The 17,420-nt window shown below is 68.2% G+C and carries 16 protein-coding genes and 1 tRNA gene; all 17 read right to left on the reverse strand.

Annotation, left to right across the window (positions count from 1 at the left end):
• Positions 1-1,404, reverse strand: a 1,404-nt coding sequence (gene fusA, locus M3N57_01135) for an elongation factor G (protein ID MDP9021310.1), incomplete at its 3' end; no start/stop codon positions are given.
• A 31-nt stretch (positions 1,405-1,435) separates the two neighbouring features.
• Entirely contained in the window at positions 1,436-1,909 is a 474-nt protein-coding gene (gene rpsG / locus M3N57_01140) for a 30S ribosomal protein S7 (protein ID MDP9021311.1), read from the reverse strand.
• Between the two features lie 40 nt (positions 1,910-1,949).
• On the reverse strand, positions 1,950-2,321 hold the full coding sequence (gene rpsL, locus M3N57_01145; protein MDP9021312.1) for a 30S ribosomal protein S12: 372 nt from the start codon (positions 2,319-2,321) through the stop codon (positions 1,950-1,952).
• A gap of 421 nt (positions 2,322-2,742) precedes the next feature.
• On the reverse strand, positions 2,743-6,690 hold the full coding sequence (locus M3N57_01150; protein MDP9021313.1) for a DNA-directed RNA polymerase subunit beta': 3,948 nt from the start codon (positions 6,688-6,690) through the stop codon (positions 2,743-2,745).
• 56 nt (positions 6,691-6,746) lie between these two features.
• Positions 6,747-10,193, reverse strand: coding sequence for a DNA-directed RNA polymerase subunit beta (gene rpoB, locus M3N57_01155; GenBank protein MDP9021314.1), 3,447 nt, complete (start codon positions 10,191-10,193; stop codon positions 6,747-6,749).
• A 428-nt stretch (positions 10,194-10,621) separates the two neighbouring features.
• A complete protein-coding gene (gene rplL / locus M3N57_01160) occupies positions 10,622-11,008 on the reverse strand; it encodes a 50S ribosomal protein L7/L12 (GenBank protein ID MDP9021315.1) in 387 nt (128 codons plus the stop codon).
• A gap of 54 nt (positions 11,009-11,062) precedes the next feature.
• Entirely contained in the window at positions 11,063-12,058 is a 996-nt protein-coding gene (rplJ, locus tag M3N57_01165; GenBank protein MDP9021316.1) for a 50S ribosomal protein L10, read from the reverse strand.
• A 317-nt stretch (positions 12,059-12,375) separates the two neighbouring features.
• Positions 12,376-12,747, reverse strand: coding sequence for a response regulator (locus M3N57_01170; protein MDP9021317.1), 372 nt, complete (start codon positions 12,745-12,747; stop codon positions 12,376-12,378).
• 45 nt (positions 12,748-12,792) lie between these two features.
• Positions 12,793-13,530, reverse strand: coding sequence for a 50S ribosomal protein L1 (gene rplA, locus M3N57_01175; protein MDP9021318.1), 738 nt, complete (start codon positions 13,528-13,530; stop codon positions 12,793-12,795).
• Positions 13,531-13,551: 21 nt separating this feature from the next.
• Positions 13,552-13,977 carry a 50S ribosomal protein L11 gene (gene rplK / locus M3N57_01180; protein ID MDP9021319.1) on the reverse strand — a complete coding sequence of 142 codons (426 nt, stop codon included), beginning with the start codon at positions 13,975-13,977 and terminating at the stop codon, positions 13,552-13,554.
• A gap of 122 nt (positions 13,978-14,099) precedes the next feature.
• Positions 14,100-15,416 (reverse strand): transcription termination/antitermination protein NusG, encoded by a 1,317-nt coding sequence (gene nusG / locus M3N57_01185; GenBank protein MDP9021320.1) that lies wholly within the window; start codon positions 15,414-15,416, stop codon positions 14,100-14,102.
• Positions 15,417-15,418: 2 nt separating this feature from the next.
• Positions 15,419-15,712, reverse strand: a complete 294-nt coding sequence (gene secE / locus M3N57_01190) for a preprotein translocase subunit SecE (GenBank protein MDP9021321.1) — start codon at positions 15,710-15,712, stop codon at positions 15,419-15,421.
• A gap of 71 nt (positions 15,713-15,783) precedes the next feature.
• A tRNA-Trp gene (locus tag M3N57_01195) sits at positions 15,784-15,856 on the reverse strand.
• Positions 15,857-15,990: 134 nt separating this feature from the next.
• Positions 15,991-16,383, reverse strand: a complete 393-nt coding sequence (locus M3N57_01200) for a dehydratase (GenBank protein ID MDP9021322.1) — start codon at positions 16,381-16,383, stop codon at positions 15,991-15,993.
• 2 nt (positions 16,384-16,385) lie between these two features.
• On the reverse strand, positions 16,386-16,886 hold the full coding sequence (locus M3N57_01205; protein MDP9021323.1) for a MaoC family dehydratase N-terminal domain-containing protein: 501 nt from the start codon (positions 16,884-16,886) through the stop codon (positions 16,386-16,388).
• Between the two features lie 45 nt (positions 16,887-16,931).
• Positions 16,932-17,096 (reverse strand): 50S ribosomal protein L33, encoded by a 165-nt coding sequence (gene rpmG / locus M3N57_01210; GenBank protein ID MDP9021324.1) that lies wholly within the window; start codon positions 17,094-17,096, stop codon positions 16,932-16,934.
• Between the two features lie 172 nt (positions 17,097-17,268).
• Positions 17,269-17,420 (reverse strand): elongation factor Tu (locus M3N57_01215; protein MDP9021325.1); only part of this gene is annotated, 152 nt, incomplete at its 5' end.

Here is a 17,420-nt window from a genome sequence, read left to right on the forward strand (position 1 = left end):
CAGTAGACGGTCGACGATGACCTCGAGGTGCAGCTCTCCCATCCCGCCGATGATCGTCTGGCCGGTCTCCTCGTCGGTGCGGACGCGGAAGGTCGGGTCCTCTTCGGCGAGCCGCTGCAACGCGGTCCACAGCTTCTCCTGATCGACCTTCGTCCTGGGCTCGATAGCGATGTGGATCACCGGCTCGGGGAACTCCATCGACTCGAGCAGGATCGGGTGGTCCGGGTCGGCGATCGTGTCCCCGGTGCTGGCGGCCTTCGCTCCGACCAGTGCGACGATGTCGCCGGTGAAGGTGGCCGCCCTCTCCTCACGGGAGTTGGCGTGCATCTGCAGGATGCGCCCCACCCGTTCCTTCTTGTCCTTGGTGACGTTGTAGATGTGCGATCCGGCCTCCAACGTGCCCGAGTACACGCGGACGTAGGTCAGCGTCCCGACGTACGGATCGGTCATGACCTTGAACGCCAAGGCCGAGAACGGGGCGGCGTCGTCCACCGGACGGGTGATCTCCTCGCCGGTCTTGGGTTCCTTGCCCTGCACGGCGGGGACGTCCAGCGGCGACGGGAGGAAGTCGACCACAGCGTCGAGGAGCGGTTGCACACCCTTATTCTTGAAGGCCGACCCGCACAGCACAGGCACGATCTCGCCCCCGATCGTGGCGGCGCGAAGTCCCTGACGGACCTGGTCGGCGGTGAGCGTCCCGTTGTCGAGGTACGACTCGAGCAGCGCCTCATCGGTCTCGGCGACACGCTCCACCAGCGTCTCACGCCACACGTCGGCCTCGGCACGCTGCTCGTCATCGAGGTCGAGGATGTCCCAGGTGGCACCCAGATCGTCGCCGCGCCACACCAGCGCCTTCATCCCGATCAGGTCGATGACGCCTTCGTGAGCGTCCTCCAGGCCGATCGGGACCTGGATCGCGACGGCCTCCTTGGTGAGCCGCTCGTGGATGGAGTCCAGCGAGCGCTCGAACGACGCCCCGGTGCGGTCGAGCTTGTTGACGAAGCAGATCCGCGGGACCCGGTACTTGTCCGCCTGACGCCACACCGTCTCCGACTGCGGTTCGACGCCAGCCACGCCGTCGAACACGGCGACCGCTCCGTCGAGCACGCGCAGCGACCGCTCCACCTCGACGGTGAAGTCCACGTGGCCGGGCGTGTCGATGATGTTGATCCAGTGGTCACGCCACTTGCAGGTGGTCGCGGCCGAGGTGATCGTGATGCCGCGTTCCTGCTCCTGCACCATCCAGTCCATGACGGCAGCGCCCTCATGGACCTCACCGATCTTGTAGGTGCGGCCCGTGTAGTACAGGATGCGCTCGGTGGTGGTGGTCTTCCCCGCGTCGATGTGCGCCATGATCCCGATGTTGCGGGTCCGGCCCAGCGGGTACTCGCGGATAGCAGTCATCGCTCCATCGTCCTGCGTCGTCGGTCGTCGCTCACCAGCGGTAGTGGGCGAATGCCCGGTTCGCTTCGGCCATCTTGTGCGTGTCCTCACGGCGCTTGACCGCCGCGCCGATCCCGTTCGAGGCGTCCATCAGTTCGCCGGCGAGGCGCTCCGCCATGGTCTTCTCCCGGCGGATCAGCGCGTACTGGTGGATCCAGCGCAGCGCCAGGGTGGTCCCTCTGGCGGGGCGGACCTCGATCGGCACCTGGTACGTGGCGCCCCCCACCCGGCGGGACTTGACCTCCAGCTGGGGACGGACGTTGTCGACCGCGCGCTTGAGGACCGACAACGGGTCGCCACCTTGGGTGCGGTTGCCGATGTTGGCCAACGCGTCGTACACGATGCGCTCGGCGAGCGACCGCTTGCCGTCGCTCATGATGCGGTTGGTCAACTGCGTCACCAGCACCGACCCGTACTTGGGGTCGGAGTCGACCTCGCGGCGGGCAACTGGTCCCTTACGCGGCATCTACTCGTTTCTCCTGTTCGATCGAGGCCGACGCCGGCCTCTAGCCTTCCTTCTTCACGCCGTACCGCGACCGGCTCTGCCTGCGATCACGCACCGGTGCGGCGTCGAGGGTTCCTCGGATCACCTTGTACCGGACACCCGGCAGGTCCTTCACCCGCCCCCCGCGGACGAGCACGATCGAGTGCTCCTGCAGGTTGTGACCCTCGCCGGGGATGTACGCCGTGACCTCGATCCCCGACGTCAGTCGCACGCGGCACACCTTGCGCAGCGCCGAGTTCGGCTTCTTCGGCGTGGTCGTGTACACCCGCGTACAGACGCCCCGACGCTGCGGGGAGCCCTTCAGCGCCGGGGACTTCGTCTTGGTGTCCTTGGCGGCCCGGCCCTTGCGAACCAGCTGCTGGATGGTGGGCATGTCTTCCTCGTCCTCGGTCGTGCTCGCGCCGCTGGGCACGAGGGTGGTTGCGCGTTGCACCCGGGCAAGGTCGGCCGCTCCGACCCACGTCCGCGCCGGCCTCTCCCGATCGCTCAGGCTCCCAGCGGGAACGGTCGAGCGGACTGACGGTCGTGGGTTTCGGCGCGTGCTCGCTGGCGTTGCAAACGGCCAGGGAGAACTCCGCGCCCGGACGCGCATGCCGCCGGGCGTCGGCTGCTCGCGCAGCGCGGCATGGATGCCCGGCGGACGGAACCAACCGTACCCGCGTCCAGTTGGGCGGTCAACCACCCCAGCCGAGATGGTGTCCGTCAGGGGTGACCGGTGTTACGGGGTGGAACCCCCTGGCGGACACCACCGAGCAGCCCGTCGCAGCAGCCGGCCGAGCGTTGCCGGCGTGACGCTACGAACCGGCCTCGCCGTAGCCCTCGTAGCCCCAGCCCTCGCTGAAGTCCCAGCTGCCGTCGCCCTCGTAGGACTCGGTCGACGCGAGGAACTCCGCGATGTCGGCTGGGAGCGCCTGCTCGGGCAGGTCGGTGTGACCGACCTGCACGCTGCGGTACCGGCGCAACCCGGTCCCGGCCGGGATCAGCTTCCCGATGATCACGTTCTCCTTCAGCCCGATCAGCGCGTCCTCGTTGGACTCGATCGCGGCTTCGGTCAGCACGCGCGTCGTCTCCTGGAACGACGCGGCCGACAGCCACGAGTCCGTCGCCAGCGACGCCTTGGTGATGCCCATCAGCAGCTGGCGTCCGGAGGCGGGCTGGCCGCCCTGCTCGCGCACCGCCTCGTTCTCCCGCTGGAACTTCGACCGGTCGACGTTCTCGCCGGGGAGGAACGACGCGTCTCCGGGATCGACGACGTGCACCCGGCGGAACATCTGCCGGACGATCGTCTCCACGTGCTTGTCGTGGATCGGCACGCCCTGCGAGCGGTACACGTCCTGCACCTCCTGCACCAGGTGCAGTTGCGCAGCCCGCGCACCGAGGACCTCCAGCAACTCGTGGGGGTCGACGGCACCCTCCGTCAGCTGCTGACCGATCTGGACCTGGTCGCCGTCCTCCACCCGCAGCCGGGCGCGACGGGTCACCTCGTGCTCGTCGACCTCGTCACGCGCACCGGAGATCCGGATCGTCCGCCCGCGCTCGTCGTCCTCGATGGTGACCCGGCCAGCCACGCTGGCGATCTCGGCCTTCCCGCGGGGGCTGCGAGCCTCGAACAGTTCCACGACACGCGGCAGACCCTGCGTGATGTCCTCGCCGGCCACACCGCCGGTGTGGAACGTCCGCATGGTCAACTGCGTGCCAGGCTCACCGATCGACTGCGCCGCGATGATGCCCACCGCCTCGCCGATGTCGACCACGTGCCCGGCGGCCAGCGACCGGCCGTAGCACAGCTGACACACGCCGAAGTCGGTGTCGCACGTCAGCACCGACCGGACCTTGATCACGCGGTCGTCATCGGTGGGCTGTGCGCCCAACGCCTCCTCGGTCTCGGGATCGACGCCCTTGATCAGCACCTGCCGCAGCATGCGGATCTCGACGTCAGCGACCTCCGTGCCGGCGCCGAGCAGAACGGCGTCGTCACCGGGGTAGGTCACGTCTGCTGCGAGGACCCGCCCGTACAGCGACTGTGAGTCGTGCTCGCCGACCCGGACGTCGACCGACCGCGATGTGCCGCAGTCCTCCTCACGCACGATCAGGTCCTGGGAGACGTCCACCAGACGGCGGGTGAGGTACCCGGAGTCGGCGGTCCGCAGGGCCGTGTCCGCCAGGCCCTTCCGCGCGCCGTGCGTGGAGATGAAGTACTCCAGCACCGACAGTCCCTCACGGAAGTTCGACTTGATCGGACGGGGGATGATCTCGCCCTTGGGGTTGGCGACCAGCCCACGCATCCCCGAGATCTGGCGGATCTGGGTCATGTTCCCCCGGGCACCAGAGTTGGCCATCATGAAGATCGGGTTGAGCGGGCCGAAGCTCTCCTCCATCTGGTGGGCGACCTGGTTGGTCGCCTCCGTCCAGATCTCGATCAGCTCCTGGCGACGCTCGTCGGCGGTGATGACGCCGCGGGTGAACTGCTTCTCGACCTTGGCGGCACGCTCCTCGTAGGCGGCCAGGACCGCCGCCTTGTCGATGTAGGTCTCGGTGTCCTCCATCGAGATGGTCACACCGGCGATGGTGGCGTAGCGGAACCCGATCTCCTTCAACCCGTCGAGGACCTCGGAGACCTGCCACTGCGGGAAGCGGTCCGCGCAGCGGTTGACGATGTCGGCCAGTCCCCGCTTGGAGAGGGTCTCGTTGACGTACGGGAACGCCTCCGGCAGCCGTTCGTTGAAGATCGCGCGCCCAGGGGTCGTCACGATCCGGACGGGACGCCGCTCCGCGACGGCTTGCGCCCACGCGTCGTCGTCTCGGACGTCGGCCGGCCGGAGCTCGGGGGGCAGTTCCTTCCCGACGACCCGTAGGACGATCCACTCCTGCAGGCGGACATCTCGCCGGTCGAGGGCGTGCTCGACCTCCCCGACCGACGTCAGAACACGTCGCCCTCCGTCGCTGGTGGCGTCGGGTGCGTCGCCCTCGGCGTACGTCAGGTAGTAGGTGCCCAAGACCATGTCCTGGGTCGGCGTGGCCAGCGGGCGTCCGGTCGCCGGGGACAGGATGTTGTTGGCCGACAGCATCAAGACCCGCGCCTCGGCCTGCGCCTCGGCACTCAACGGCAGATGCACCGCCATCTGGTCACCGTCGAAGTCAGCGTTGAACGCCGTGCACACCAGCGGGTGGATCTGGATGGCCTTGCCCTCCACGAGCACCGGCATGAACGCCTGGATGCCCAGACGGTGCAGGGTCGGCGCACGGTTCAACAGGACCGGGTGGTCGGCGATGACCTCCTCGAGGACGTCCCACACCTGCGGGCGGGCCCGCTCGACCATCCGCTTGGCGGACTTGATGTTCTGCGCGTAGTTGAGGTCAACGAGTCGCTTCATGACGAACGGCTTGAACAGTTCCAGGGCCATCTGCTTGGGCAGGCCACACTGGTTCAGCTTCAGTCCGGGACCCACCACGATCACCGAACGGCCCGAGTAGTCGACCCGCTTGCCGAGCAGGTTCTGGCGGAACCGGCCCTGCTTCCCCTTGAGCATGTCCGACAGCGACTTCAGTGGGCGGTTGCCCGGGCCGGTGACCGGGCGACCACGGCGGCCGTTGTCGAACAGCGCGTCGACAGCCTCCTGCAGCATCCGCTTCTCGTTGTTCACGATGATCTCGGGCGCCCCGAGATCCAGCAGACGCTTGAGGCGGTTGTTGCGGTTGATCACCCGCCGGTACAGGTCGTTCAGGTCCGAGGTGGCGAACCGGCCCCCGTCGAGCTGCACCATCGGGCGCAGGTCCGGCGGGATCACCGGGACAGCCTCGAGGACCATCGCGGCCGGCTTGTTCCTGGTCGTGCGGAACGCCTCGACGACCTTCAGGCGCTTGATGGCGCGCTGCTTCTTCTGGCCCCGCGAGGTCGTGATGACCTCCTTCAGCGACTCCGATTCCGCCTCGAGGTCGTGGTGCTCGAGCAGCTCGCGGATCGCTTCGGCGCCCATGCCGCCACTGAAGTAGTCGCCCCAGCGGTCACGCATGTCCCGGAAGAGGATGTCACGGTCGATCAGCTGCCTGGGCGTGAGCTTCTTCAGGGTGTCGAGCATGTCGTCCAGGTGCTTCTTCTCGTCGTCCGCACGGCGCGCCACGGCCTGGAGTTGCTTCTCGATCTCCTTGCGCTCACGGCGGACCACGTCGGGCTTGGCGCCCTGCTTCTCGAGCTCCTCGAGGGTGACCTCGAGCTGCTCGAGCAGCTCCTGGCGGTCGCGTTCGAGCTGCTCGTCGATCAGCTTCTTCTCCTCGGCGACCTCCGCCTCGATCTCCGGGAGCGCGTCATGGCGCTTGTCATCGTCGACCCACGTGATCACGTAGGCGGCGAAGTAGATCACCTTCTCCAGGTCCTTGGGGGACATGTCGAGCAGGTACCCCAGGCGCGACGGCACGCCCTTCAGGTACCAGATGTGCGTCACCGGGGCGGCGAGCTCGATGTGACCCATGCGCTCTCGACGGACCTTGGCGCGGGTCACCTCCACACCGCAGCGCTCGCAGATGATGCCCTTGAACCGGACCCGCTTGTACTTCCCGCAGTAGCACTCCCAGTCGCGGGTCGGCCCGAAGATCTTCTCGCAGAACAGCCCGTCCTTCTCGGGCTTGAGCGTGCGGTAGTTGATGGTCTCCGGCTTCTTGACCTCGCCGTTGGACCACATGCGGATCTGCTGCGCTTCCGCAAGGTTGATGCGCAGCTTCTCGAAGTTGTTCACATCGAACACCGTGTGTGTTCCTCTCTGCTTCTCACAACTTCCGATCAGTTCATCTGCTCGGCCGCTTACGCCTCCCCGGCCGTCGGTCGCTCCGGACGTGACAGGTCGATGCCCAAGGCCTCAGCCGCACGGAAGGAGTCCTCGTCGGTCTCTCGTAGTTCGATCTCCTCGCCGGTTATCCCCAGGACATCGACGTTCAGCGCGAGCGAACGCATCTCCTGCATCAGCACCTTGAACGACTCGGGGATCCCGGGCTCCGGGATGTTCTCTCCCTTGACGATCGCCTCGTAGACCTTCACGCGGCCGACGACGTCATCCGATTTGATCGTCAGCAGCTCCTGCAGGGCGTAGGCCGCCCCGTACGCCTCGAGCGCCCACACCTCCATCTCGCCGAACCGCTGGCCGCCGAACTGGGCTTTGCCGCCCAGCGGCTGCTGCGTGATCATCGAGTACGGGCCGGTGCTGCGTGCGTGGATCTTGTCATCCACCAGGTGCAGCAGCTTCAGGATGTAGATGTACCCGACCGTGATCGGCGACTCGATCGGCTCCCCGGTGCGCCCGTCGTATACGACGGCTTTGCCGTCTTGATCGATCAGCTTGACGCCGTCCTCGGTGGGGCGGGTGTTGGCCAGCAGATCACGGAGCTCGACCTCACGCGCCCCGTCGAACACCGGCGTCGCGAAGCGCACCGGCCCCTCCACGTCGGTGTAGTCGGCCGGCCACTCGATGTCGTCGAACCAGCCCGGCTTGTTGGAGAAGCGCCAACCGTTCTTGGCTGCCCATCCCAGGTGGGTCTCGAGCACCTGACCGACGTTCATCCGTGACGGGACGCCCAGCGGGTTCAACACGATGTCCACCGGCGTGCCGTCAGCGAGGAACGGCATGTCCTCCATCGGCAGGATCTTGGAGATGACGCCCTTGTTGCCGTGGCGACCGGCGAGCTTGTCACCCTCGCTGATCTTGCGCTTCTGAGCCACGAAGACCTGCACCAGGTCGTTCACACCCGGAGGCAGCTCGTCGCCGGCGGTCCGCGCGAACCGCCGCACGCCGATCACGATGCCGCCCTCGCCGTGGGGCACCTTCAGCGACGTGTCGCGGACCTCGCGGGCCTTCTCACCGAAGATGGCCCGCAGCAGGCGCTCCTCGGGCGTGAGCTCGGTCTCGCCCTTCGGTGTCACCTTCCCGACGAGGATGTCGCCGGGCTGCACCTCGGCACCGATGCGGATGACCCCCTCATCGTCGAGGTTGGCCAGCACCTCCTCGGAGACGTTGGGGATGTCGCGGGTGATCTCCTCGGGACCGAGCTTGGTCTCGCGGGCATCGACCTCGTACTGCTCGACGTGGATCGAGGTCATCTCGTCCTCGCGCACCAGCCGGTGCGAGACGATGATCGCGTCCTCGTAGTTGAAGCCCTCCCAGGACATGAACGCCACCAGGAGGTTCTTGCCCAACGCGAGCTCGCCGCCGTGGGTCGAGGGACCGTCGGCGAGGACGTCACCGACCTCGACGCGCTGCCCCTCGGTGACGATCGGCCGCTGGTTGAAGCAGGTTCCCTGGTTGGTGCGCTGGAACTTCTCGAGGTCGTAGCGATCGAGTCCGCCGTCGTCGGCCTTGACGTAGAGATGCTCCGCCGCGACTTCGACGACCACGCCCGCGCGGCGCGTGAGCACCACGTCACCGGCGTTCCGCGCGATCTTGTCTTCGATCCCGGTCCCGACGAACGGCGACTCCGACTTGATCAGCGGAACCGCCTGGCGCTGCATGTTGGTCCCCATCAGCGCCCGGTTGGCGTCGTCGTGCTCGAGGAACGGGATCAGGGCGGCCGACACCGACACGGTCTGCCGCGGCGACACGTCCATGTAGTCGACCTCGTCGGCGATCACCTCGCGGACCTCGCCGCCCTTCGCCCGGCACAGGACGAGCTCGTTCGCGAAGCGCCCATCGGCGTCCAGGGGGGCGTTGGCCTGCGCCACGATGTAACGGTCCTCGAGGTCGGCGGTGAGGTAGTCGACCTGGTCGGTGACCCGCCCGCCATCGACTCGCCGGTAGGGCGTCTCGATGAAACCGAACTCGTTGATGCGCGCGTACGACGCCAGCGACCCGATCAGGCCGATGTTGGGACCCTCGGGTGTCTCGATGGGACACATCCGCCCGTAGTGGGACGGGTGGACGTCGCGGACCTCGAAGCCGGCGCGTTCACGGCTCAACCCCCCCGGACCCAGCGCCGACAGCCGCCGCTTGTGGGTCAGGCCAGCCAGCGGGTTGGTCTGGTCCATGAACTGTGACAGCTGCGAGGTTCCGAAGAACTCGCGGATCGCCGACACGACCGGGCGGATGTTGATCAGGGTCTGGGGCGTGATGGCCTCGAGGTCCTGGGTGGTCATCCGCTCGCGGACCACACGCTCCATGCGCGACAGCCCGATGCGGACCTGGTTCTGGATGAGCTCCCCAACCGACCGCAGCCGGCGGTTACCGAAGTGGTCGATGTCGTCGACGTCGTAACCGTCGACGCCAGCGTGCAGCTTGACGAGGTACGACATGGTCGCGAGCACGTCCTCCTTGGTCAGGACGTGTGGCTGCGGTGCCTCCCAACCCAGCGCCTGGTACTCGGCGCCGAGCTTCTTCTCGACTTTGTACCGGCCAACCCGGGCGAGGTCGTACCGCTTGGCGTTGAAGAACATGTTGATCAGCAGGTTCCCGGCCTGCTCGGCGCTCGGTGGCTCACCGGGGCGCAGCTTCTTGTAGATCTCCTCGAGCACCTCCGCCGGTGTCGGGACCGAGCGATCCTTGCCGAGTGTGAGCTGGATCGATTCCGCTGCGTCGAAGAAATCCAGGATCTCCTGGTCGTCGACGGGCTCCTCGAGCACCTCCCGTGGCGCAAGCTCGTACTGGCCGGTCGCCTCGTTGCGGACGATCGCCTTGAGGGCCCGGTAGAACACCGTGATGTGCTGCTTGCGCTTGCGGTCAACGCGGACGCCGACGAGGTCCCGCTTGTCGACCTCGAACTCCAGCCACGCACCACGCGCGGGGATGATCTTGCACCCGAACACGTCACGGCCGGTCGTCTTGTCGATCGACGTGTCGAAGTACACCCCCGGGGAGCGCACCAGCTGCGACACGACCACCCGCTCGGTGCCGTTGACGATGAACGTGCCCTTCTCCGTCATGATCGGGAAGTCACCCATGAAGACCGTCTGGGCTTTGATCTCGCCGGTCTCCAGGTTCGTGAACTCCGCCGTGACGAACAGAGGGGCCGCGTAGGTGATGTCCTTCTCCTTGCACTCGCCCTCGGAGTACTTGGGCTCCTCGAAGCGGTGGTCGGAGAACGACAGGGCCATCTTGGCCTGTGAGTCCTCGATCGGGGAGATCTCATCGAAGATGTCCCCGAGGCCCTCCTCGAGCAGCCAACGGAACGACGCGCGCTGGATCGCGAGGAGGTCGAGTTCCTTGAGCGGCAACCCCTCGGGCAGTGTGGAGAAGCTCAGACGATCTTCGACGTGGACGCCAGCCAACGGGGTTCCTCCCTGATGGGACGGTTGCAACGGGTCGGGCAAGGTGGGAGTCGTGGGCTCCCGAGGCGGTCACCGGCGCGGCCCGGGCAGGCGCCGATGACCTGACGATCACCCGGTTCCAGGTGGGGACGAGGAGAGGCGGACAGGGCGATGCCCGGCCAACACGCCGATCACAGGGGCGCGGCCGGCAGCGGTGCTCTCCATCAGGTGACGATCTCCCCCGTCGGGTGGGATGGTGCGACGACACGCCCGCGGGACGCATCGGGATCCGGGTCACAAAGGCATAGTCGAGGGCGACCGTCGAATATAGGCGACGCCTTCTCACCCGTCAAGGGACGGCTGTCGGCGCAGAGCCGGGCGCGGGTCTCAAGCAGCGAAGCGGTAGACCCGCCCGACCGGGCGCGGGTCTCAAGCAGCGGCGTCGTGCGTCAAGCCACCTCGACCGTGGCGCCGGCCGCCTCGAGCTTCTCTCGGGCCTCGTCTGCCTGGTCCTTGGAGACGCCCTCCAGGACCGGCTTGGGGGCCGCTTCGACGAGGTCCTTGGCCTCCTTCAGACCCAGGTTCGTCAAGCCACGGACCTCCTTGATGACCTGGATCTTCTTGTCGCCGGCCCCGGTGAGCACCACGTCGAACTCCGTCTTCTCCTCCGCCGGCGCCTCCGGCGCCGCGGCCGCTGACGGAGCTGCCGCGGCCACCACCGGCGCCTGGGCGCTGACGTCGAACGTGTCTTCGAACTTCTTGACGAGCTCGGAGAGCTCGAGCAGGGTCAGCTGCTTGAACTGCTCGATCAGCTCATCGGTCGAGAGCTTGGCCATGGTGTGTCGTCTCCTTGTTGACGGTCGCGGACGCGGACAGCGCCCGGTCGCTGATCAGGACGCCGGCCCCTCGGGCTCCTCGGCGTCCGGCCCTCGGAGGGCGTCTGCGGCGGAGTCAGTGGCGCTGCGCACGGCGTCGCCGACCGCCTCGGCGGCGGACTCGAGAGCCTCACCGGCCGTCTCGACGGCGTCCTCCGCGGCGTCCCCAGCGCCCTCCACGGCGTCGGCGACGGCCTCGCCGGCGTCCTCCGGGACCTCGGCGAGGGAATCGGCGGCCGACTCGACCGCGCTCCCGGCCGCCTCGACGGACCCAGCGACGGTTTCCCCGACGGTGCCCACGACAGCGGCCGCGGTATCGCGCGCGCCATCGACGGGGAGTGCCGCAGCTGCCGGCTGTGGCTCTTGGTCGGCCTCCGGTCCGGTTTCCTCAGCGGCAGGCTCCGCAGCGGGCTCCTCGCCCGGCGTCTCTTCCTCTTGGTCAGCCGGCGTCTCGGCCGTGGGTGGCTCCGCGGCAGCGTCGACATCCTCCGCCGGCTGTTCTCCCTTGTCCTCGAGGGCCTGAACCAGTCGGGCGACCTGTGCAAGCGGCGCCTGGAAGAGGCTGGCCGCGTTGGCGAGCGAGGCGTACAGCATCCCGGCGAACCGGCCCAGGAGCTCCTCGCGGCTCTCGAGGTCGGCGAGCTTCTCGGCGGCCGCGGCGTCGACGAACCGGCCCTCGAGGATGCCACCCTTGAACGTGAGCTCCGGGTGAGCGCGCGCGAAGTCGCGGAGCGCCTTGGCCGGCGAAACCGGGTCGTCGGCGCAGTAGGTCAGAGCTGTTGGCCCGGTCAGGACGTCGTCCAGGTCGCCGTAGCCGGCATCGCGGGCCGCGATCTGCGCGAGGGTGTTCTTGACGACGACGTAGCGGGCACCGACCTCGCGGAGCCGGTCCCGCAGCTCGGCGAGCTCGGGGACCGTCAACCCGCGGTAGTCGGTGAACAGCGTGGCCGGGTTGCTCGTCAGCTGCTCGCGAACCTGATCGACCACCGCGACCTTCTCGGCCCTGACCACGATCTCTCCTTCACGTCCCGCCACCGGCGACACCACAACGAGGACGCGCTGTGCGCATGACCGCTTCAGGCGAGGCTGTCGCGCAGGCGGCGGAGGGACCGCCGGCGCTTCTCGCCTGCGCGGGCCGCGTCGTCTCGTGTGGGCGGGTCTATCGCTTCGCTGCTTGAGACCCGCACCCCGTGCGGGCGGGTCTACCGCTTCGCTGCTTGAGACCCGCACCCCGTTGGGCGACGGCCTTCGATCCCGGTGGGGATGACCTCGCGGTCTGTGGCGTAACCGACGGCAGGCTACGGGGGGCCGACCGGACGGTCAAACCGTCAGGTCGTCAGACCGTCGACCTTCCGCAGCAAGCTCAACGACGTGAACGGCTTGGTGAGGAGCGCATCGACGTGCCCCTGGGGATCGTCGACGTCGTCCAGCTGGCCCTTGCGTACAAGCAGGATCGTCCGTGCCGCCCGTCGGCGGCGCTTCAGACGTCCGCAGGCGTCAACGCCTCCACCCGGAACCTCCGCGTCGACGATAGCCACGTCGACGCTGTGCTCGTCGATGGCTGCCATCGCCGCGTCGGCATCCGCCGCCTCATGGACGGTCGTCGCGTCGCTGTCGAGCGTCAGCTTCACCAGCGAACGGATCGCCTGGTCGGCGTCGACCACTAGGACCGTCCGGTGTCCGCTGTCAGCGGCGACCACTGCTGCTCCTGCCCGAGCGGGGGATCGTCGCCGAGGTCCCCCCGGTCACGCGACCGTCGCCGGGATGTCCTCTTCCTCGAGGAGATCACGCGTGCGGGCCGGATCGATGTGGATCCCCGGCCCCATGCTGGTCGACACCGTGATGTTGCGGAAGTACCGGCCCTTGGCGGACGCCGGCCGCTGACGCTGCAGCTCCTCGAACAGCGCCTGGTAGTTGTCCAGGAGCTGATCGATCGGGAAGGACGCCTTCCCCAGGACCGCGTGGACGTTGCCCTGCCGATCCGAGCGGTACTCCACCTTCCCCGCCTTGGTCTCGCGGACGGCTCGTCCCACGTCCATCGTGACGGTCCCGGACTTGGGGTTCGGCATCAACCCTCGCGGCCCGAGCAGCTTCCCGAGTCGGCCGAGCTTGCCCATCTGGTCGGGTGTGGCGATGATCGTGTCGAGCTCGTCGACGAGCTCCCCAGCGGACAGGCGCTCGATCAGATCGTCGGCACCGACCAGGTCCGCGCCCGCCTCCTGCGCTTCGGTCGCCTTCTCGCCGACTGCGATCACTGCCACGTTGGCGACCGTCCCCGTGCCAGCGGGCAGGACCACCGCGCCGCGGACCATCTGGTCCGCTTTCCGCGGGTCGATCCCCAGCCGGAACGCGATCTCCACGGTCGGGTCGAAGTTGACCGTCACGGTGTCCTTGAGCAGGCGCAGCGCGGTGCGGGGCGCGTAGGCGCGGGCGCGGTCGATCTTCTCGAGCGCCGCCCGGTACTTCTTGCCGTGCTTGGCCACGATCTGTCCTTCCCGCTCGACTCAGCCCTCGACGATGATCCCCATCGAGCGGGCGGTGCCCTCGATGATCCGCATCGCCCCGTCCGCATCGATGGCGTTCAGGTCGGGCATCTTGCGCTCGGCGATCTCACGCACCTGGTCACGGGTCACCGTCGCCACCATGGTGCTGTGGGGGGTGCCCGAGCCCTTGTCCACGCCGGCGGCCTTCAACAGCAGCTGCGCGGCCGGGGGCGTCTTGGTGATGAACGTGAACGAGCGGTCCTCGAACACGGTGATCTCGACGGGGACGATGTCGCCCTGCTGTGGCGCGGTGCGCTCGTTGAACACCTTGCAGAACTCCATGATGTTCACGCCGTGCTGACCCAGCGCGGGACCCACCGGTGGCGCAGGGGTGGCCTGCCCCGCCGGGATCTGGAGCTTGATCAGACCGATGACCTTCTTCGCCATCTTCTTCCTTCTTCTTCGGACCGCGACAGCTCGCGCGGGTCACCGTCGGGGTGTCGCCGGACGCCGCCGGGCAGAGGGTGTCCGCGCCAGCCCGACGGACCGCCCAGCGCAGGCAGGTACGGTCACAGCTTGGCGACCTGGTCGAAGCCCAGCTCCACGGGGGTCTCCCGGCCGAAGATCGACACGAGCACCTTGAGCTTGTGCTGGTCGAGGTTGATCTCGGCGATCGTCCCGGTGAAGTCGGCGAACGGCCCGGAGGTGACACGCACCGTCTCGTCGACGTCGAGATCGATCTCGGGGACGGCGGCGACCTCCTCCTCGACCTCGACCTCCTCTGCTTCGACCCGCGCCTGCTCGGGCACGCGCAGGATCTCGGCAACCTCGCGCATCGACAGTGGGAGCGGCTCGGAGCCGGCGGTGCCCACGAAACCGGTGACCGCTGGGGTGTTGCGGACCACGCCCCAGGTCTCCTTGTCCATGTCCATCCGGACCATCACGTACCCGGGGAAGACCTTCTTCTCGACGACCTGCTTCTTGCCCTTCTTGTACTCGGTGACCTCCTCGGTGGGGATCACCACCTCATGGATGCGCTCCTCGATCCCGAGAGCCTTGACGCGGCTCTCAAGGTTGTCGCGCACACGCTGCTCGTACCCCGAGTAGGTGTGAAGGACGTACCAGTCGCCGGGTAAGCGCATCAGCTCGCGGCGGTCGGCGACCTCCTTGACGCTGCGAGCGACGCCCCTGGGCTCGAAGCGGACCTCTTCCTCGGTCGCCTCCTGCTCGGGGGTCGGCGGTGCCTCGCCGCCAGCCAGCTCGCCGGGCGTGTCAACGGCCGTGTCGACCGCTCCGGTGGCCTGGGACCGCTCGAGCGTGGCTTCCACGCCCTGGACCTCGGTGTCGGCCCCGGCGAGGTCCAGCAGCTCGTCGAGCTCACCGCCGGCCGTGTCACTCTCGGTGGTGGGCGCGGCGAGGTCGGAGGGCTCGGCTGGTGCTTCGGCCTCCCCGGGTGCGGGGTCCTCGAGCTCCGAGGGCGGGGCGGGGGTCTCCGCCTCCGCGCCCGCCGCGGGGCGCGGGTCGGCGGTCACGTCGGGGTCGACGGGCTGGGGCGCGAGCTCGGAGGGCTCCACCGCGCGATCCTCGTCGGCTGTCACCGGCGGGTCGTGCGGCATGTCTTCGGTGGTGGCGACGTCACTGTCGGTGGCCGGAGTGTCGGGGACGGCCTCCTTCGGCGGAGCCGCCTCGCCGAGGCCCTCAGCGTGCTCGGCTTCGGTGAGCTCGGGTGCGTCCGTGGGCTCGACGTCGTCGCGGGAGAGCTCGGCGTCCGACTTCGCCTCACCCGCCTCCTGGGTGATGCTCTCCTGTGGGGCAGCGTCGGACTCCCCGGACGACGGCAGGTCGTCGGGGTCCGCGCTGAACGGCTGCTGCAGATGGTCGCTCATGGTCAACTTCCGAAGACGGCGAAGACGAGACGGCCGAACACGAAGTCCATCGCGAACACCAGGGCGGTCAGCACGGCCGTGGCGACGAGCACCACCACCGTGTACGACACGACCTCCTGCCGGCGGGGCCAGGCGACCTTCTTCAGCTCCTGGCGCACCTCCCCCAGGTACTCGCGCGGCGGCGTGCGGGTGCGTGCGGCCGCCACGGCGGCGGTGTCCGTCTGGCGCTCGGTGTCGGCGGCGGCGTGGCGCCTCTGGTCGCGACCGCGGTGGCGCCTGGACTCACGGTTGGCCATGCGGATCCCTCTTGGTGGATCGGTCCGCCGGGCCGCCGCTCAACGGTGGGGGGCGGCGGCGCCGACAGCGGCAGGGGAGGCGGGACTCGAACCCACAACAACCGGTTTTGGAGACCGGGACTCTGCCAATTGAGCTACTCCCCTGGGTCCGGGCCGTACCCGGTGCTGCCCACGGGCGTCGCCTGGCGCCGCGCGGTCCGACGAGCGCAACACAGGAACGCTGCCCGCGGAGGGCAGCGAGGCCAGGATAACGCTGGTGGCTGCGGCGGACAACCGGCTCAGAGGCGAACCTTGGCGGTGCCCTTCAGGATCCGCCGGTCGTCGTCGGCTCGCCGTCCCCACAGCTCGACCGTGGCGACGCGATCGGACACATCGGTCACCGACCCCCCGAACACCGCGGTCTCGCCCATCGGCCACGGAGCGGTGAAGCGCATCTTGATCTCCAGGATATGCTCGGGGCCCCCCGCCCACGCGGTGACCAGCCGCGATGCGAACCCCATCGCGTACATGCCGTGGGCGATCAACCCGCCGGTTGGGCTGGTCCGCGCCGCGACCTCGGGGTCGTAGTGCAGCGGGTTGAAATCACCGGTCGCGCCCGCGTGCATGACCGAGCCCGTCATCCCGACCGTCTGCTCCATGGTCGGCAGTTCGGTGCCGACGTCCACGTCCATCCTCACCGGTCCTCGTCCTGACCACCGGAGCCGATGAAGATGATCCGGTTGGTCGCCAGCACCGCCCGGTCGCCCGTGTCCTCGAAGCGGCAATCCACCTCGACGGTGAGGAACTCGTTGTCTCGGATCATGGTGATGTCCGCGATCCGAGACGTGCATACGAGTACGTCGCCGGGCTTCAGCGGCCGGTCCCCGAACGTGAACCGCTGCTCACCGTGCAGCATCCCAACCGCAGCCGTGACCCGAGCGAACGCCGACGCTTGCCCACCCTCTTCGGCCTCGTACTCCACGCCGATTTCGAGGTCGGCGAGGACGGGTGACAGGCCCTTCACGATCGTGAACGATGCGGCGAACGTCGGGGGTGCGACGCAGTCGTCGCTGTCGCTGTAGTAACGGGGGTCGTTCTCTCCCAGCGCTTCGGCGTACTCCCGGATCTTCTCTCGGGCGACCTCGTAGCGGTACGGAGGGTACTCGGTGCCGATCTTCTTCTGGTCCAGGGCCACGGATCCCTCCGTCCGCCACGCGCGCCGAGTCGACGCCGCCAACGATCAACGCGTCTCCCGATGCGGCTGATGCGTCCGGCACCGGGGACAGAACTTGCGCAGCTCGATGCGCTCGCGCTGGTTCTGCTTGTTCTTGGTCGTGATGTAGTTGCGCTCGCGGCACTCGGTGCATGCCAAGGTGATCTTCGGCCGCTTATCGCTCTTGGGCATGTCTTCTTGTCTCCTGCGGTTCGCCGTCCTGGGCGGACCGCGGTCGTCACTGCCTTCTGGGTGTCGGCCTTCTGGGTGTCGCCCGTAGGGCGACTGGTCTTCGCGGAGCCCGAGGGCGACACCCAGCGGCGCTCAGGGCTTGTGCCCGCGGACGAGTCACCGCCGCACAGTGCTACTTGATGATCTTGGTGACCCTCCCGGCGCCGACGGTGCGGCCACCCTCGCGGATGGCGAACCGCAGGCCCTCATCCATCGCGATCGGCGAGATCAACTCCACCGTCATCTGGGTGTTGTCACCCGGCATCACCATCTCCACCCCCTCAG

This window comes from Actinomycetota bacterium, assembly GCA_030776725.1.
GTDB lineage: Bacteria > Actinomycetota > Nitriliruptoria > Nitriliruptorales > JAHWKO01 > JAHWKW01.

What these genes read in the sequence shown, in the direction of transcription:
- rplK (MDP9021319.1), bottom strand. Translation starts at nt 13,977, where the DNA reads ATGGCGAAGAAGGTCATCGGTCTGATCAAGCTCCAGATCCCGGCGGGG.
- rpsL (MDP9021312.1), bottom strand. Translation starts at nt 2,321, where the DNA reads ATGCCCACCATCCAGCAGCTGGTTCGCAAGGGCCGGGCCGCCAAGGAC.
- rpsG (MDP9021311.1), bottom strand. Translation starts at nt 1,909, where the DNA reads ATGCCGCGTAAGGGACCAGTTGCCCGCCGCGAGGTCGACTCCGACCCC.
- rplL (MDP9021315.1), bottom strand. Translation starts at nt 11,008, where the DNA reads ATGGCCAAGCTCTCGACCGATGAGCTGATCGAGCAGTTCAAGCAGCTG.
- nusG (MDP9021320.1), bottom strand. Translation starts at nt 15,416, where the DNA reads ATGAGCGACCATCTGCAGCAGCCGTTCAGCGCGGACCCCGACGACCTG.
- M3N57_01200 (MDP9021322.1), bottom strand. Translation starts at nt 16,383, where the DNA reads ATGGACGTGGACGTCGGCACCGAACTGCCGACCATGGAGCAGACGGTC.
- rpmG (MDP9021324.1), bottom strand. Translation starts at nt 17,096, where the DNA reads ATGCCCAAGAGCGATAAGCGGCCGAAGATCACCTTGGCATGCACCGAG.
- secE (MDP9021321.1), bottom strand. Translation starts at nt 15,712, where the DNA reads ATGGCCAACCGTGAGTCCAGGCGCCACCGCGGTCGCGACCAGAGGCGC.